The following is a 12,605-nucleotide window of genomic DNA, read 5'->3' on the forward strand; positions in this document are numbered from 1 at the left end:
CCTCGCGCCCCCGCGCGCCAGAGTCTGGCAATGCCGGAATGCAAGTCGGGAGCTACTCCCCTTCGAAGCGTTGATTGGAACATCGCCAGCACGGTCGCGCAAGTGCGGAGCGATTGTGGTTATTGCTTACACAAGGGCGCTGGCGGGTACAAAGGACGGCAGCGCAGCTATTTCGCATAACACCTTTGCCAGGGTGCCCTTGCCCGCGCGGCTATGATCCAGCCCCCGAAGAACCGGTTCAAGATCCTCCCCGGGTCGCGCAAGTACCTTGCCCGAAGAGTTTGAGAGATTTTGAACAGGTTCTCCACGCAATCGCCCATGGCCGCCATCCACATCACCGACATCGAAGCCGCCATCAACCATTGGCGCAGCCGGGCGCCTTCGCCCGACGGAATTTCCCTGGCGCCAGAGATCCGTGCGCTGGGAGAGGTCTATGCGCAGATGGTGTACCGGCGTGAAGACGAGGTGGACGAGGACCGCCTACCCCCCGAGGCCATGGCCGCTTGGCAGGGCTGGTATAGCACCACGCCCGACACGCCCTGTATCGCCATCTGCTCCACCAGCCAGGGTGACGACCTGTGCAAGGGGTGTGGGCGCACGTTTGGCGAAGTCCAGTTCTGGCCCGCGATGAGCCCGGTCGAGAAGCGCACGGTGTGGCGGCGCATCACCCTGGAGCACTCCGCGTGGCGGTTCAATCGGTATGCGGAAAGGGCGGCCGAAGGGGTCTCGAAGGCGGCGCCGGTGCCAGCCGACGCGGCATAGCCGGTTTCTTTCGCTCACCTCCTGTACCACACACCCACCTGCGAGCGCGCAAGGGCTGTACGCCGGGCGTTCAAACCGCTATGGTGGGCCCATGCTGCGCCTCACCCAAGCCCCGAACATCGCCATCGCCACGCTGTGGGCGGACCTGTTGTGCGAAGCGGGCATGGCGGCCTCCGTGCAGCGCCAGTATCTGGGCGCTGCAGCGGGGCACCTGCCGCCTGACCAGTGCCTGCCCGAAATCTGGCTGGACTATGACGAACACGCTGCCCGTGCGCGTACTTTGCTGCAGGAGCTCCAGGATTTGCCTCAGCGCCGCTGGGCATGCCAGTGTGGGGAGACGGTCGAAGGCGGATTCGAGCAGTGCTGGCAATGTGGCACACTCATGCCACGGGATTGAATCAGCGACTACTAAATTAATAGCTGCTATCGCTTACCTATCAAGCGCCAGAGGCCATTTTTACCAATATTTCAGTCACTTCCAGCGCACGGGCTCCACATGCACGCTGCCCTGCGTGCTGCTCAGGGTGATCGCCCCCTCCTGCACCGTGGCCTGCAGCTGCATGCTGCGCTCGGCCAGCTGCGCCAGCGCCTGGGATGCTTCGGTGGGGATGCGCCACACCTGCAGCTTTTCCAGCCGCGAGAGCTTGGTCTCGATGCCCTTCCACCAGATTTCGGCTGCGTGGTTGAAGCAGTAGACGATCACGGAATCGGCCTTGCTGCAGGCCTTGGTGAGGGGCTTGTCTTCTGGCTGGCCCACCTCGATCCAGACGCGCTTGCGGCCCGTGAAGTCGGTCAGCGAGGCATCCGGGTCATCGGGGTCCGACAGGCCGGCGCCAAACGCCAGCGTGGCGTCGCCATTGCACAGGTCGTTGAGCTGGTGCGCGGCAATGGCCAAAGCGGCCAGCCGGACCATCATGCGCTCGTCCGTCTCGCTCGGATGGCGCGCCAGCGTGAGCGCATGGTCGGCGTAGTAGCCGTGGTCGATGTCGGCGATGGCAAGGTTCGCCTTGAAGATGGTGGATTTGATGGCCATGCAGCCTCACTACTAAATAGATAGCTGCCAGCGCTTGATAGACAAGCGCTGGAGGCCAAAAAGGCTGGAAAATCTACGGTCAGACCCGGCGCGCCAGCTCGGCCGCCTTGCCGACGTAGCTGCCCGGCGTCATCGCCAGCAGCCGGTCCTTTTCGGCCTGGGGGATTTCCAGCGAGTGGATCAGGCCGTGCAGGGCCTCGGCCGTCACGGTCTTGCCGCGCGTCACTTCCTTGAGCTTTTCGTAAGCACCCTGCACACCAAAGCGGCGCATCACCGTCTGGATGGGCTCGGCCAGCACTTCCCACGAAGCGTCCAGGTCTTCGGCCAGCGCTTCTTCATTCAACTCCAGCTTGTTCAGGCCGGTCAACAGCGAGGCATAGGCCAGCGCCGCGTACCCCAGCGCCACGCCCATGTTGCGCAGCACGGTGCTGTCGGTCAGGTCACGCTGCCAGCGGCTGATCGGCAGCTTTTCAGACAGGTGCTTGAGCAGCGCGTTGGCCAGCCCCAGGTTGCCTTCGGCGTTTTCAAAGTCGATCGGGTTGACCTTGTGCGGCATGGTGCTGGAACCAATCTCCCCGGCCTTCAGGCGCTGCTTGAAGTAGCCCAGGCTCACATAACCCCAGATGTCGCGCGACAGGTCGATGAGGATGGTGTTGGCGCGGGCCACGGCATCGAACAGCTCGGCCATGTAGTCGTGTGGCTCGATCTGGATGGAATACTGCTGAAAGGTCAGGCCCAGGCCCAGCGGCTCGGGGGTTTCGATGACCTTCTTGCTGAAGGCTTCCCAGTCGAAATCGGGCCAGGCGGACAGGTGGGCGTTGTAATTGCCCACAGCGCCATTCATCTTGCCCATGATCTTGACGGCGGCCACGCGCTCGCAGGCCGTCTGCAGGCGCATGACGACGTTGGCCATTTCCTTGCCCACGGTGGTCGGGCTGGCGGTCTGGCCGTGGGTGCGGCTCAACATGGGCACATCGGCATAGGCGTGCGCCATTTCGCGCAGCTTGAGCACGATGCGGTCCAGGCCCGGCAGCACGACCTGGTCGCGGCCCGAGCGCAGCTGCAGCGCGTGGCTGGTGTTGTTGATGTCTTCGCTGGTGCAGGCAAAGTGCACAAATTCGGAGGCTTTTTCCAGCTCGGGGCGCGCTTCGAACTTGCTCTTGATCCAGTACTCCACGGCCTTCACGTCGTGGTTTGTTGTTTTTTCGATCTCTTTGATGGCGGCGGCGTCAGCCTCGGAGAAGTTCTTGATGAGGCCCAGCAGGTAGGCGCGCGCACCGGTGGTCAGGGGCTTGAATTCGGCAAAACCAGCGTCGGACAGCGCGATGAACCAGGCCACTTCCACCTGGACACGGCGGTGCATGTAGCCATGTTCACTCATGATCGGGCGCAGGGCGGCAAGTTTGCTGGCGTAACGGCCGTCAAGCGGCGACAGGGCGGTAATGGTGGACAGGCTCATGGCGCGCAATTGTAGGCGCCGCGCATCCGTCAGCTTCGAGCGGGCAGCTGCCGATAGAATCAAACTCGAATCGCTCAGCCTATCCCGCGCACTGGAAGACACACCATGAAATTGATCGGAGCCACCGCCAGCCCCTACGTCCGCAAGGTACGTATCGTGATGGCCGAGAAAAAGCTCGACTACCAGTTCGTGCAAGAAAACGTCTGGGCAGACGATACCCACATTGCCACCTCCAACCCATTGGGCAAAGTGCCCTGCCTGGTGATGGAAGGCGGCGAAGCCGTCTTCGACTCCCGCGTGATCGTGGAGTACTTGGACACCCTCTCCCCTGTTGGCAAGCTGATCCCGTCCCAAGGCCGCGAGCGTGCCGAGGTCAAGACCTGGGAGGCCTTGGCCGATGGCGTGATGGACGCCGCCATCCTCGCGCGGCTGGAAGCCACCTGGGCGCACCGTAAGGACAGCGAACGCAGCCAGGCCTGGATCGACCGCCAGTTGCTCAAGGTGAATGACGGCCTCAAGTCGATGAGCCAAGGCCTGGGTGACAAGCCGTTTTGCAGCGGCATCCACCTGAGCCTGTCCGACATCGCCGTGGGCTGCGCTTTGGGCTGGCTGGAATTCCGCTTTCCGGACATCGCCTGGCGCAGCGAATACCCCAACCTGGGCAAGCTGCTCGACAAACTGATGCTGCGCCCGAGCTTCGCGGACACCAAGCCGTCCTGAACCCCGCAGCGGTGCCAGGGCGGCACCTACAGCCCCTTTCATCACCTGGGCGGGCTCTCGTGTGCCGTATGCTACGGAGCTTATGAACGAAATGGTTCAAAAACCCTCGAAGGCTGGCGAAGCACGGGCCACCCGGCAGCGCGCTGCGCGCGAGGCGGCCACCACGCCCGGGGCAGACCGGGTCCGCGTGAACGATCCCGACCGCACCATGGCCAACATCCTGCAAGTGGCCACGGCGGAGTTTGCCGACAAGGGCCTGGCGGGCGCACGCATCGACGAAATCGCGGCCCTGACCAGCACCAGCAAACGCATGATCTACTACTATTTCGGTAGCAAGGAAGGTCTGTACGTGGCGGTGCTGGAGGAGGCCTACCGGCGCATCCGGCGCATCGAGTCGGAGCTGCACCTCGAAGACCTGACCCCCGAACAGGCGCTGCGCACGCTGGTGGGCTTCACCGTGGACTACCAGCTCGCCAACCCCGATTTCATTCGCCTGGTCATGAATGAAAACATGCACCGGGGCGAGTTCATCAGCCGCTCCACGACCATCCAGGAGCTGAACATTCCTGTCATTCACGCAGTGCACAACGTGTACCAGCGCGGCGTGGCTGCCGGCGTTTTCCGCCCCGACGTGGACCCGGTGGACCTGCACATGTCGATCTCGGCGCTGTGCTTCTTCAACGTGGCCAACCGCCACACCTTTGGCGCCATCTTCAAGCGTTCGCTCGACACGCCTGCCGCCACGGCGCAACGCCGTGAATCGATCATCGAGATGATCGTGCGCTTCCTGCGGCCCTGACCCAACGGCCCTGGCGCTTGCCGCTAGATGGCCGCAAAAAACCCACCGCTGCTCCGCATCCACGGTAGCAGTGCGACCGCCCGCGCCTCCAGCCGCTACCCCCAAACGAAGAGCAGGGTTTGCACCTAGATCAAATACTAACCAGTTCGTACAAAATTATTACAGGCTTTCAACCACAACGACTGGAGACACCATGTTCGCACTGGCCGACCGCGTACTGCGGGGATACACGCGCGTGCTGGATGCACTGGCAGGCCTGTGCCTGGCGATCATGGTGGTGCTCGTTTTTGGCAATGTGGTGCTGCGCTACACGTTCAATTCCGGCATCACCATCTCCGAGGAACTGTCGCGCTGGCTGTTCGTGTGGCTGACCTTCATGGGCGCCGTGGTGGCCTTGCGCGAACACGGCCATCTGGGGGTGGATGCCCTGGTCTCCCGCCTGCCCACGTTGGGCAAGAAGATTTGCCTCGTGGTGGCACAGGTCGCCATGCTCTACGTGTCCTGGCTGCTGCTCTCAGGCAGCTGGTCGCAGACGGTCATCAACTGGGAGACCGAAGCCCCCGTGACCGGCGCTTCGGTCGGCATCTTCTATGCCAGCGGCGTGCTCATGGGCGCCTCCGCCATCGCCATCCTGCTGCGCGACCTGCTGCGCACGCTATTCGTCCCGCTGGCCGACCACGAACTGATCATGGTGCAGGAGAGCGAAGAAGCTGCCGCGCTGGAGCAGATCCAGCGGGACGCGCAAGCGGCATCCGACACCCCGGGCACGAACAAGCCCTGACGACAACCAGCCCGGAACCACTCCCATGACCGTCGCGATCTTCCTCGGCTCTCTGCTGCTGGCCATGGCCATCGGCATTCCCATCGCCTACGCGCTGCTGCTCAGCGGCGTGGCGCTGATGTGGCACCTTGATTTGTTCGATGCCCAGATCCTGGCCCAGAACGTGATCAACGGTGCCGACAGCTTTCCGTTGCTGGCGGTGCCGTTCTTCATGCTCGCGGGCGAGATCATGAACGTGGGCGGCCTGTCCCGCCGCATCGTGAAGCTCGCCCTGGCACTGGTGGGTCACATTCCCGGTGGCCTGGGCTATGTGGTCATCATGGCGGCGGTGATCCTGTCGGCGGTGTCGGGCTCTGCGGTGGCGGACGCGGCCGCGCTGACCTCACTGCTGCTGCCCATGATGATCGTCGCGGGCCATAGCAAGGAGCGCTCGGCAGGCCTCATCGCCTCGGCAGGCGTCATCGGCCCCATCATCCCGCCCTCCATCGGCTTCGTGATCTTTGGCGTGGCGGCCAATGTGTCCATCAGCAAGCTGTTCCTCGCAGGGATCTTCCCGGGACTGCTGCTGGCAGTCTCGCTGGCAGTCACCTGGTGGTGGCTCGGCCGCCGAGAGAACGTCACCCCCCCACCACGCGCCACCCGCGCCGAACTGAAGCTGGCCCTGCGCGAAGCCGCCTGGGCGCTGGGACTGCCTATCATCATCCTCGTGGGACTTCGCATGGGTGTCTTCACACCCACCGAGGCTGCCGTGGTGGCCGCGATGTACGCGCTGGTCGTCTCCATGGCGGTGTACCGCGAACTCTCCTGGCGCCAGCTGGTCGGTATCTTCCAGGCGGCCGCGCGCACCAGCGCCGTGATCATGTTCCTGGTGGCTGCCGCCATGGTGTCGGCCTGGCTCATCACCGTGGCCGATCTGCCGTCCAAGGTCATCGGCATGCTGGAGCCCTTCATGGGCAACCCCACGCTGCTGCTGGTCGCCATCATGCTGCTGGTCATGGTGGTCGGCACCGCCATGGACATGACACCCACCATCCTCATCATGACGCCCGTGCTGATGCCGGTCGTCAAGGCCGCCGGCATCGACCCGGTGTACTTCGGCGTGCTGTTCATCATCAACAACTCCATCGGCCTCATCACGCCGCCCGTGGGCACCGTACTGAATGTCGTGGCAGGCGTGGGGCGCATCTCGATGGGGCAGGTCACACGCGGCGTGATGCCCTTCATGCTGGCGCAGTTCGTGGTGATGTTCCTGCTGGTCGTGTTCCCCTCGCTCGTCACCGTACCCCTGCGCTGGCTGGGCGGCTGACATGGCCCCGTGCACCCGCCCGCGCTTCCCGCTTTTCTGCCCCGCCTAAAACCCAAGGAGACATTTCCATGAAACTGCTCAAAACCCTGCTCGCCACCGCCCTGATCGCAGCGTCGCTGATACCCACGGCGCATGCCCAGGAGCGGACCATCAAGTTCGCCTTCCAGAACCAGAAGGACCACCCGCAGGCCCAGGGCGCGCAGAAGTTCGCCGACCTCGTGGCCGCCAAGACCAATGGCCGCATCGCGGTCAAGCTCTTCCCGGGTGGCACGCTGGGGGGTGACCTGCAGACCGTGTCTGCCCTGCAAGGCGGCACGGTGGAAATGACGGTGCTCAACGCCGGCATCCTGTCCGCCCAGGCCAAGGAATTCGGCATCTACGACTTCCCGTTCCTGTTCGCCTCGCCGCAGGAGGCCGATGCCGTGACCGACGGCCCCTTCGGCAAAAAGCTTCTCGACAAGCTGCAGGCAAAGAACTTGGTGGGCCTGGGCTATTGGGAACTGGGCTTTCGCAATCTCACCAATAGCAAGCGGCCCATCACCAAGGCCGAAGACATCGCGGGCCTGAAGATCCGCGTGATCCAGTCGCCCATCTACATCGACATGTTCAACGCACTGGGCGCCAACGCGGTGCCCATGCCTTTCCCCGAGTTGTACACGGCGCTGGAGCAAAAGGCTGTGGACGGCCAGGAAAACCCGTTTTCGACCATCCTCTCGTCCAAGTTCGCCGAAGTGCAAAAGTACCTGACGGTCACACGCCACATGTACAACCCGCAGGCCGTGATCGTGAGCAAGAAGTTCTGGGACAGCCTGAACCCTGCCGACCAGAAGGCCGTGACCGATGCGATGGCCGAGGCCACCACCTTCCAGCGCGCCGTATCGCGTGTGCAAGCCAACGTGGCCATGGACGACCTCAAGAAGGCCGGGATGCAGATCAACGAGTTCGCGCCGGCCGAAGTGGACAAGCTGCGCGCCAAGGTCAAGCCCGTGGTCGAAAAGCACAGCGACAAGGTGGGCGCCGAGACCGTGCAAGAGGTCTACGCCACGCTGGCCAAGCTGCGCAGCGGCAAGTAACCCGAACGCAGCAACCCTCGCGCTGCTGCGCGGTGACCCACACCCCTGCAGCGCGCCCACCCGCATTCCTCCCATGAGCACCTCGCTCCTTGATCCCCCGATGTTGTCCACCGCATCCACCATGTCTTCCACAAGCCCCCGCAAGGTGCTCATCGGGCTGATCGGTGCCGGCATCCAGAAGTCGCTGTCGCCGGCCCTGCACGAAGAAGAGGCGCGCCACCACGGCATGCGCCTGCACTACCAGCTGATTGACCTGGACCGCTCGGCTTCCTCAGCGGAGCACCTGCCCACGTTGCTGTCGGCAGCGCGCATCATGGGCTACGCGGGCTGCAACGTGACCTACCCCTGCAAGCAGGCCGTGATCCCCTACCTTGACAGCCTGTCGGAAGAGGCGCGCGCCATGGGCGCCGTGAACACGGTCGTCATCCGCGATGGCCAGCTGATGGGGCACAACACCGATGGATCGGGCTGGGCCTGGGGCTTTACCCGTGCACTGCCTGGCGCCGACCTCAGCCGCGTGGTGCTGCTGGGCGCGGGCGGTGCGGGCGCCGCCATTGCGCATGCCGTGCTGCGCCTTGGCGCCCAGCACCTGACCATCGTCGATGCCCAACCCGAACGCGCCGCACAACTGGCCGCCGACGTGAATGCCCTCTATGGCGCGCGCGCCGAGGCTGGCGAGATCCAATCGGCCATGGCCCACGCCACCGGGCTGATCCACGCTACACCCACGGGCATGGACAAACTGCCCGGGCTCCCCCTCGACGCGGCGCTGCTGCGGCAAGCGATGTGGGTGTCCGAGGTGGTGTATTTCCCACTCGAAACCGCCCTGGTCCAGACCGCACGGGCATTGGGCTGCAAGGTGTCGGACGGCGGCGGCATGGCCGTGGGCCAGGCTGTGGGCGCTTTCGAGCTGTTCACCGGCGAAGCCCCTGATGCAGCCCGCATGGACGCGCATTTCCGCCGCCTGGTCAGCGCCCGCTGAACCCTACCGCCTGCAGCAAATCACAAGGAGTCGAATCCATGAGCACCCCGATGATGGCCGCCCGCGAAGCGCTGGGCGAACTGCCCAACCCCCTGGGCCTGCAAGGGGTGGAGTTCATTGAATACGCCACCAGCCGCCCCCAGGCGCTGGGCCAGGCGCTGGAGCGCATGGGCTTTCAGCCGGTGGCGCGGCACCGCTCGCGCGAGGTGCTGCTGTACCGCCAGGGCGACATGAACATCATCGTCAACGCCCACCAGGACAACGAACGCACCGGCGTGCATGCCCCCCCCGCACCCACGGACACGCCGGTGCTGGCCGCTATCGCCTTCCGCGTGAACAACGCGGCCACCGCGTACCGCCGCGTGCTGGAGCTGGGCGCCTGGGCCGTGCACACCGAGGTCGAGGTGATGGAACTCAACATCCCCGCCATCCACGGCGTAGGGTCCAGCCGCATCTACTTTGTGGACCGGTACAAGGAGTTCTCGATCTACGACGTGGACTTTGTGCCCATCCCCACCGTCAACCCGCGCCCACCCGCGCTGCAAGGCCTGCACCTGTTTGGCGTGGTGCAATACATCGGGCTGGGCCGCGCGCAGGACTGGACCCATTTTTATGGCGAACTGTTTGGGTTTGCCGAGCTGTCCCCCGAGCAATCGTTTGGCGTGCTCACGCATGGCCGCATACTGGCCAGCCCCTGCGGCACGCTGCACTGGCAGCTGATTGAGCCGCTGGTCGACGCACTCGATGCCGACCCCGAGGAACTGCTGCAGCGCGTGGCCTTTGGCACGCCCGATGTGCTGGCCGCCGTGAACGCACTGCGCGCGCGGGGCGTGGAGTTTGTCGAATCGCCCACGGGCGTGCACACCGGCACGCGCGGCGCCCTCACGCGCGCCGACGCTGGCTCGCCCAGCTTCGAGCTGGTGCTGGATGCCCGCTGACCCCCCGCCCACGGAGCCCGCCATGCGCACATCCACCATGCAACGCAACGTCGCCGACTTCGGCATGGACACCATCAGCCTGGCCGGCCCACTGGAGGCCAAGCTCGCCGCCGTCCAGGCCGCAGGATTTGGCCAGATCATGCTGGCCGCCCGCGACATCGTGGGCCATCCGCAAGGCATCGAGGCGGCCGTGCACGCCGTGCGCAGCAGCGGCCTGCGCGTGACGGGCTTTCAGGTGCTGCGCGACTTTGAAGGCCTGTCGGGCCACCTGCACAGCTACAAGGTGGACATTGCCAAGCAGATGATCCTGATGGCGCGCGACCTGGGGGCGCCCGTGCTGCTGGCCTGCAGCTCCACGTCATCGCACGCCACCGCCGATGCCGATGCCATCGCGCGCGACCTGCGCAAGCTGGCCCTGCTGGCGCTGCCGCACGGCATCCGCGTGGCGTTTGAAGGACTCTCGTGGGGGCGGCACATCAACGAGGTGCACCAGGCGTGGGTAGCGGTCGAGCAGGCCGATTGCCCCAACCTCGGCCTGGCCATCGACTCGTACCACCAGTTCGCCACCAGCACACCGCTCTCGGCGCTTACGGATGTGGACCCCGAGAAGATCTATCTGGTGCAGCTTTCGGACTTCATGTGGCAGGAGACCCGCACCGTGCAGGAGCGCATCGACACGGCGCGGCACTTTCGCGTTTTCCCTGGCGAAGGCGTGCACAGCCAGGCCCTGGCTGAGCTGGTGCGCACGCTCGATGGCATGGGCTACCAGGGCGACTACAGCTTTGAGGTCTTCAACGACGACTACCAGCAGCTGCCGCTGCCTTATGTGGCACAACGCGCATGGAACAGTGCACTGTGGCTGGCCGAGGGCGTGCTGCAGCGCGCAGTGCCGCTGCCCGGGCACCCACGCATCAAAACGCTGGCGTGATCAATGCGTCAACGGCCAATAATCAGCTGTTGGCGCGCTTCTTGAGCCAGCGCATCAGCGCGCCCACCACCGGCAGCTTTTCGTACAGTTCTTCGGCGGCGTCCCAGTAGTCGCGGTGTAGCGTCACCAGGCCTTGTTCGTCGAGCACCAGGTGCGACGCGCCGCGCACGGTCTGCGTCACGCCCTTGTCAAAGCCCTTGAAGGCGAACAGAAAATCCCAGGTCAGGAAACACTGCGTGCCCTGCACCACGCGGCCGGTGACCACAAAACGCGGCTGCTCCAGTGCCTCGAACATGTGGGCAAAGATGGCCTGGATGGCGGGCACGCCCTGCACCTCGTTGAACGGATCCTTGAAGCGCGCCTGTGGCGCATAGAACTCGCCGATGGTCGCTACATCGGCCGGTGACAGATGCTCGAAAAACGCCACCACGCGGGTGACGGCGTCTTCGGCAGTAAGGGGCGCGCGGGGTGAATGCATGAAGGATCAGAGGCCTGTGAAACGACGAACCGCCGGAAAGTACCACCGATACGGCAACACGCGCAGCAGTTTCATCACGCGCGTGAAGCGCTTGGGGAAGTGGATGTCGAAATGCCCCAGTTCCCAGCCCCGCACGATGGCCGCAGCCGCCGCCTCGGGCGAGATCAGAGCGGGCATCGCGAAGTCGTTGCCGGCTGTGAGCGGCGTTGCCACAAAGCCGGGGTTGATCACGCTCACGCCCATGCCCAGGTCGTGCAGATCCAGGTACAGCGCCTCGGCCAGGTTGATAAGCGCGGCCTTGGTGGGGCCGTAGGCCAGGCTCTTGGGCAGGCCCCTGAAACCGGCCACGCTGCTGATGACGCTCACATGCCCGGGACGCCCGGACTGCGCCGCCGCCAGCATCGCAGGCAATACGCCGGCCAGCACCTGCAGCACGCCGTTGTAATTGATCTGCTCGTGGCGCAGCATTTCTGCCAGGTCGAAGTCGGTGGCACGCATGTCGCGGTAGTAGCCTGCGCAGTAGCACACCATGTCGGGTGCACCGCCCGCCAGCACCTGTGCGGCGGCAACCTGCACCTGTTCGGGCTCTGCCGTATCGACGGCCAAGGCCACGCTGCCTGGGTGCTGGGCCACAAACGCATCCAGCGCATCGCCATTGCGCGCCGAGACGATCACCTGCGCACCGCGCGCATGCAGCGCCGCCGCCGTGGCCCGGCCAATACCGCTGCTGGCCCCAATGAGCCAGGCCCGGCGGCCATGCCAGTCGCGCAGGGGAGGATTGAGGCTCATGGTGCGCGTTTGGTGAAGGACAGGGTGATCTCGCCCAGGCGCACGCCGAACTTGCTCATGGTGGCGCGGTTGAGCATCACGCGGTCGTCAATGAGGTACATCCAGTCGTCCAGGTCCACGTTGTAGACCTTGCCATCCACGGGCAGCGCCAGCGTGTAGTTCCAGCGGAAGGCGTTGCCACGCGTCTGGCCGTTGGCCGTGCCCACCACATCGTCGGCGGTGCCGGTGTAGCGGCCGTCGGCGTGTTTGGTCAGGCGCCAGATGCGGCGCTGGGTGGTACCGTCCGAATAGGTGAAGGCTTCGTCGAGCACGCCCTCATTGCCTTTCCATGAGCAGTCCATGACCACGGTGAAGCGCTTGACGATCTGGCCGCTGCGGTCCTGAAAGATGCCGTGGGCGTCGATCTTGCCGTTGAAATACTGGGCCAGGTCCAGCACCGGTTTTTCGCTGGCGTAACCGTCAATGCTCTGATTGGCGCAGCCGGACAGCACCAAGGGTGCAGTCAGTGCGGCGGAAAGGAGAAGGCGTCGTTGCATCATGGGGGTGCACCTTGGTCG

At 64.7% G+C, this 12,605-nt stretch carries 15 protein-coding genes; 10 read left to right on the top strand and 5 right to left on the bottom strand.

Annotation, left to right across the window (positions count from 1 at the left end):
* Positions 1–318 precede the first annotated feature (318 nt).
* Both ASE52_RS15985 and ASE52_RS15990 read left to right on the top strand, forming a co-directional pair.
* Positions 319–762: a DUF3717 domain-containing protein gene (locus tag ASE52_RS15985; protein ID WP_057227508.1), complete on the top strand. Its 444-nt coding sequence runs from the start codon at positions 319–321 to the stop codon at positions 760–762.
* 91 nt (positions 763–853) lie between these two features.
* Positions 854–1,159: a DUF2007 domain-containing protein gene (locus ASE52_RS15990; protein WP_010464546.1), complete on the top strand. Its 306-nt coding sequence runs from the start codon at positions 854–856 to the stop codon at positions 1,157–1,159.
* A 75-nt stretch (positions 1,160–1,234) separates the two neighbouring features.
* On the opposite strand, the gene ASE52_RS15995 is transcribed toward ASE52_RS15990, so the two are convergent.
* Together ASE52_RS15995 and purB are read right to left on the bottom strand one after the other, a co-directional pair.
* Positions 1,235–1,795 (bottom strand): YaeQ family protein, encoded by a 561-nt coding sequence (locus ASE52_RS15995; protein ID WP_057227510.1) that lies wholly within the window; start codon positions 1,793–1,795, stop codon positions 1,235–1,237.
* A gap of 79 nt (positions 1,796–1,874) precedes the next feature.
* Positions 1,875–3,254, bottom strand: a complete 1,380-nt coding sequence (gene purB, locus ASE52_RS16000; protein WP_057227512.1) for an adenylosuccinate lyase — start codon at positions 3,252–3,254, stop codon at positions 1,875–1,877.
* A 105-nt stretch (positions 3,255–3,359) separates the two neighbouring features.
* Between purB and ASE52_RS16005 the strand changes: the two genes are divergently transcribed.
* The 8 genes from ASE52_RS16005 to ASE52_RS16040 all read left to right on the top strand — a co-directional run bounded on the left by ASE52_RS16005 (position 3,360) and on the right by ASE52_RS16040 (position 10,781).
* The gene (locus ASE52_RS16005; RefSeq protein WP_010464552.1) at positions 3,360–3,974 is read left to right on the top strand and encodes a glutathione S-transferase N-terminal domain-containing protein; all 615 of its coding nucleotides are present in this window, start codon (positions 3,360–3,362) and stop codon (positions 3,972–3,974) included.
* 82 nt (positions 3,975–4,056) lie between these two features.
* Positions 4,057–4,773 carry a TetR/AcrR family transcriptional regulator gene (locus tag ASE52_RS16010; protein ID WP_057227514.1) on the top strand — a complete coding sequence of 239 codons (717 nt, stop codon included), beginning with the start codon at positions 4,057–4,059 and terminating at the stop codon, positions 4,771–4,773.
* Positions 4,774–4,966: 193 nt separating this feature from the next.
* Positions 4,967–5,554 (top strand): TRAP transporter small permease, encoded by a 588-nt coding sequence (locus ASE52_RS16015; protein ID WP_010464556.1) that lies wholly within the window; start codon positions 4,967–4,969, stop codon positions 5,552–5,554.
* A gap of 25 nt (positions 5,555–5,579) precedes the next feature.
* Positions 5,580–6,860, top strand: a complete 1,281-nt coding sequence (locus ASE52_RS16020) for a TRAP transporter large permease subunit (RefSeq protein WP_057227516.1) — start codon at positions 5,580–5,582, stop codon at positions 6,858–6,860.
* A 68-nt stretch (positions 6,861–6,928) separates the two neighbouring features.
* Positions 6,929–7,933 (top strand): TRAP transporter substrate-binding protein, encoded by a 1,005-nt coding sequence (locus tag ASE52_RS16025; RefSeq protein ID WP_057227518.1) that lies wholly within the window; start codon positions 6,929–6,931, stop codon positions 7,931–7,933.
* A gap of 121 nt (positions 7,934–8,054) precedes the next feature.
* The gene (locus ASE52_RS16030; protein ID WP_057228479.1) at positions 8,055–8,915 is read left to right on the top strand and encodes a shikimate dehydrogenase; all 861 of its coding nucleotides are present in this window, start codon (positions 8,055–8,057) and stop codon (positions 8,913–8,915) included.
* Positions 8,916–8,953: 38 nt separating this feature from the next.
* Positions 8,954–9,853: a VOC family protein gene (locus ASE52_RS16035; protein WP_057227520.1), complete on the top strand. Its 900-nt coding sequence runs from the start codon at positions 8,954–8,956 to the stop codon at positions 9,851–9,853.
* A 22-nt stretch (positions 9,854–9,875) separates the two neighbouring features.
* Positions 9,876–10,781, top strand: coding sequence for a sugar phosphate isomerase/epimerase family protein (locus ASE52_RS16040; RefSeq protein WP_057228481.1), 906 nt, complete (start codon positions 9,876–9,878; stop codon positions 10,779–10,781).
* Positions 10,782–10,803: 22 nt separating this feature from the next.
* On the opposite strand, the gene ASE52_RS16045 is transcribed toward ASE52_RS16040, so the two are convergent.
* From ASE52_RS16045 to ASE52_RS16055, 3 genes are read right to left on the bottom strand one after another with little or no spacing between them, the layout of a single operon-like run.
* Positions 10,804–11,259 carry a nuclear transport factor 2 family protein gene (locus tag ASE52_RS16045; RefSeq protein WP_057227522.1) on the bottom strand — a complete coding sequence of 152 codons (456 nt, stop codon included), beginning with the start codon at positions 11,257–11,259 and terminating at the stop codon, positions 10,804–10,806.
* A gap of 6 nt (positions 11,260–11,265) precedes the next feature.
* Positions 11,266–12,048 (bottom strand): SDR family NAD(P)-dependent oxidoreductase, encoded by a 783-nt coding sequence (locus ASE52_RS16050; RefSeq protein WP_057227524.1) that lies wholly within the window; start codon positions 12,046–12,048, stop codon positions 11,266–11,268.
* Positions 12,045–12,587 (bottom strand): DUF3833 domain-containing protein, encoded by a 543-nt coding sequence (locus ASE52_RS16055; RefSeq protein WP_057227525.1) that lies wholly within the window; start codon positions 12,585–12,587, stop codon positions 12,045–12,047. The genes ASE52_RS16050 and ASE52_RS16055 overlap by 4 nt, the downstream gene beginning before the upstream one ends.
* Between the last annotated feature and the right edge of the window lie 18 nt (positions 12,588–12,605).

This window comes from Acidovorax sp. Root275, assembly GCF_001428965.1.
Classification (GTDB): domain Bacteria; phylum Pseudomonadota; class Gammaproteobacteria; order Burkholderiales; family Burkholderiaceae_C; genus Acidovorax; species Acidovorax radicis.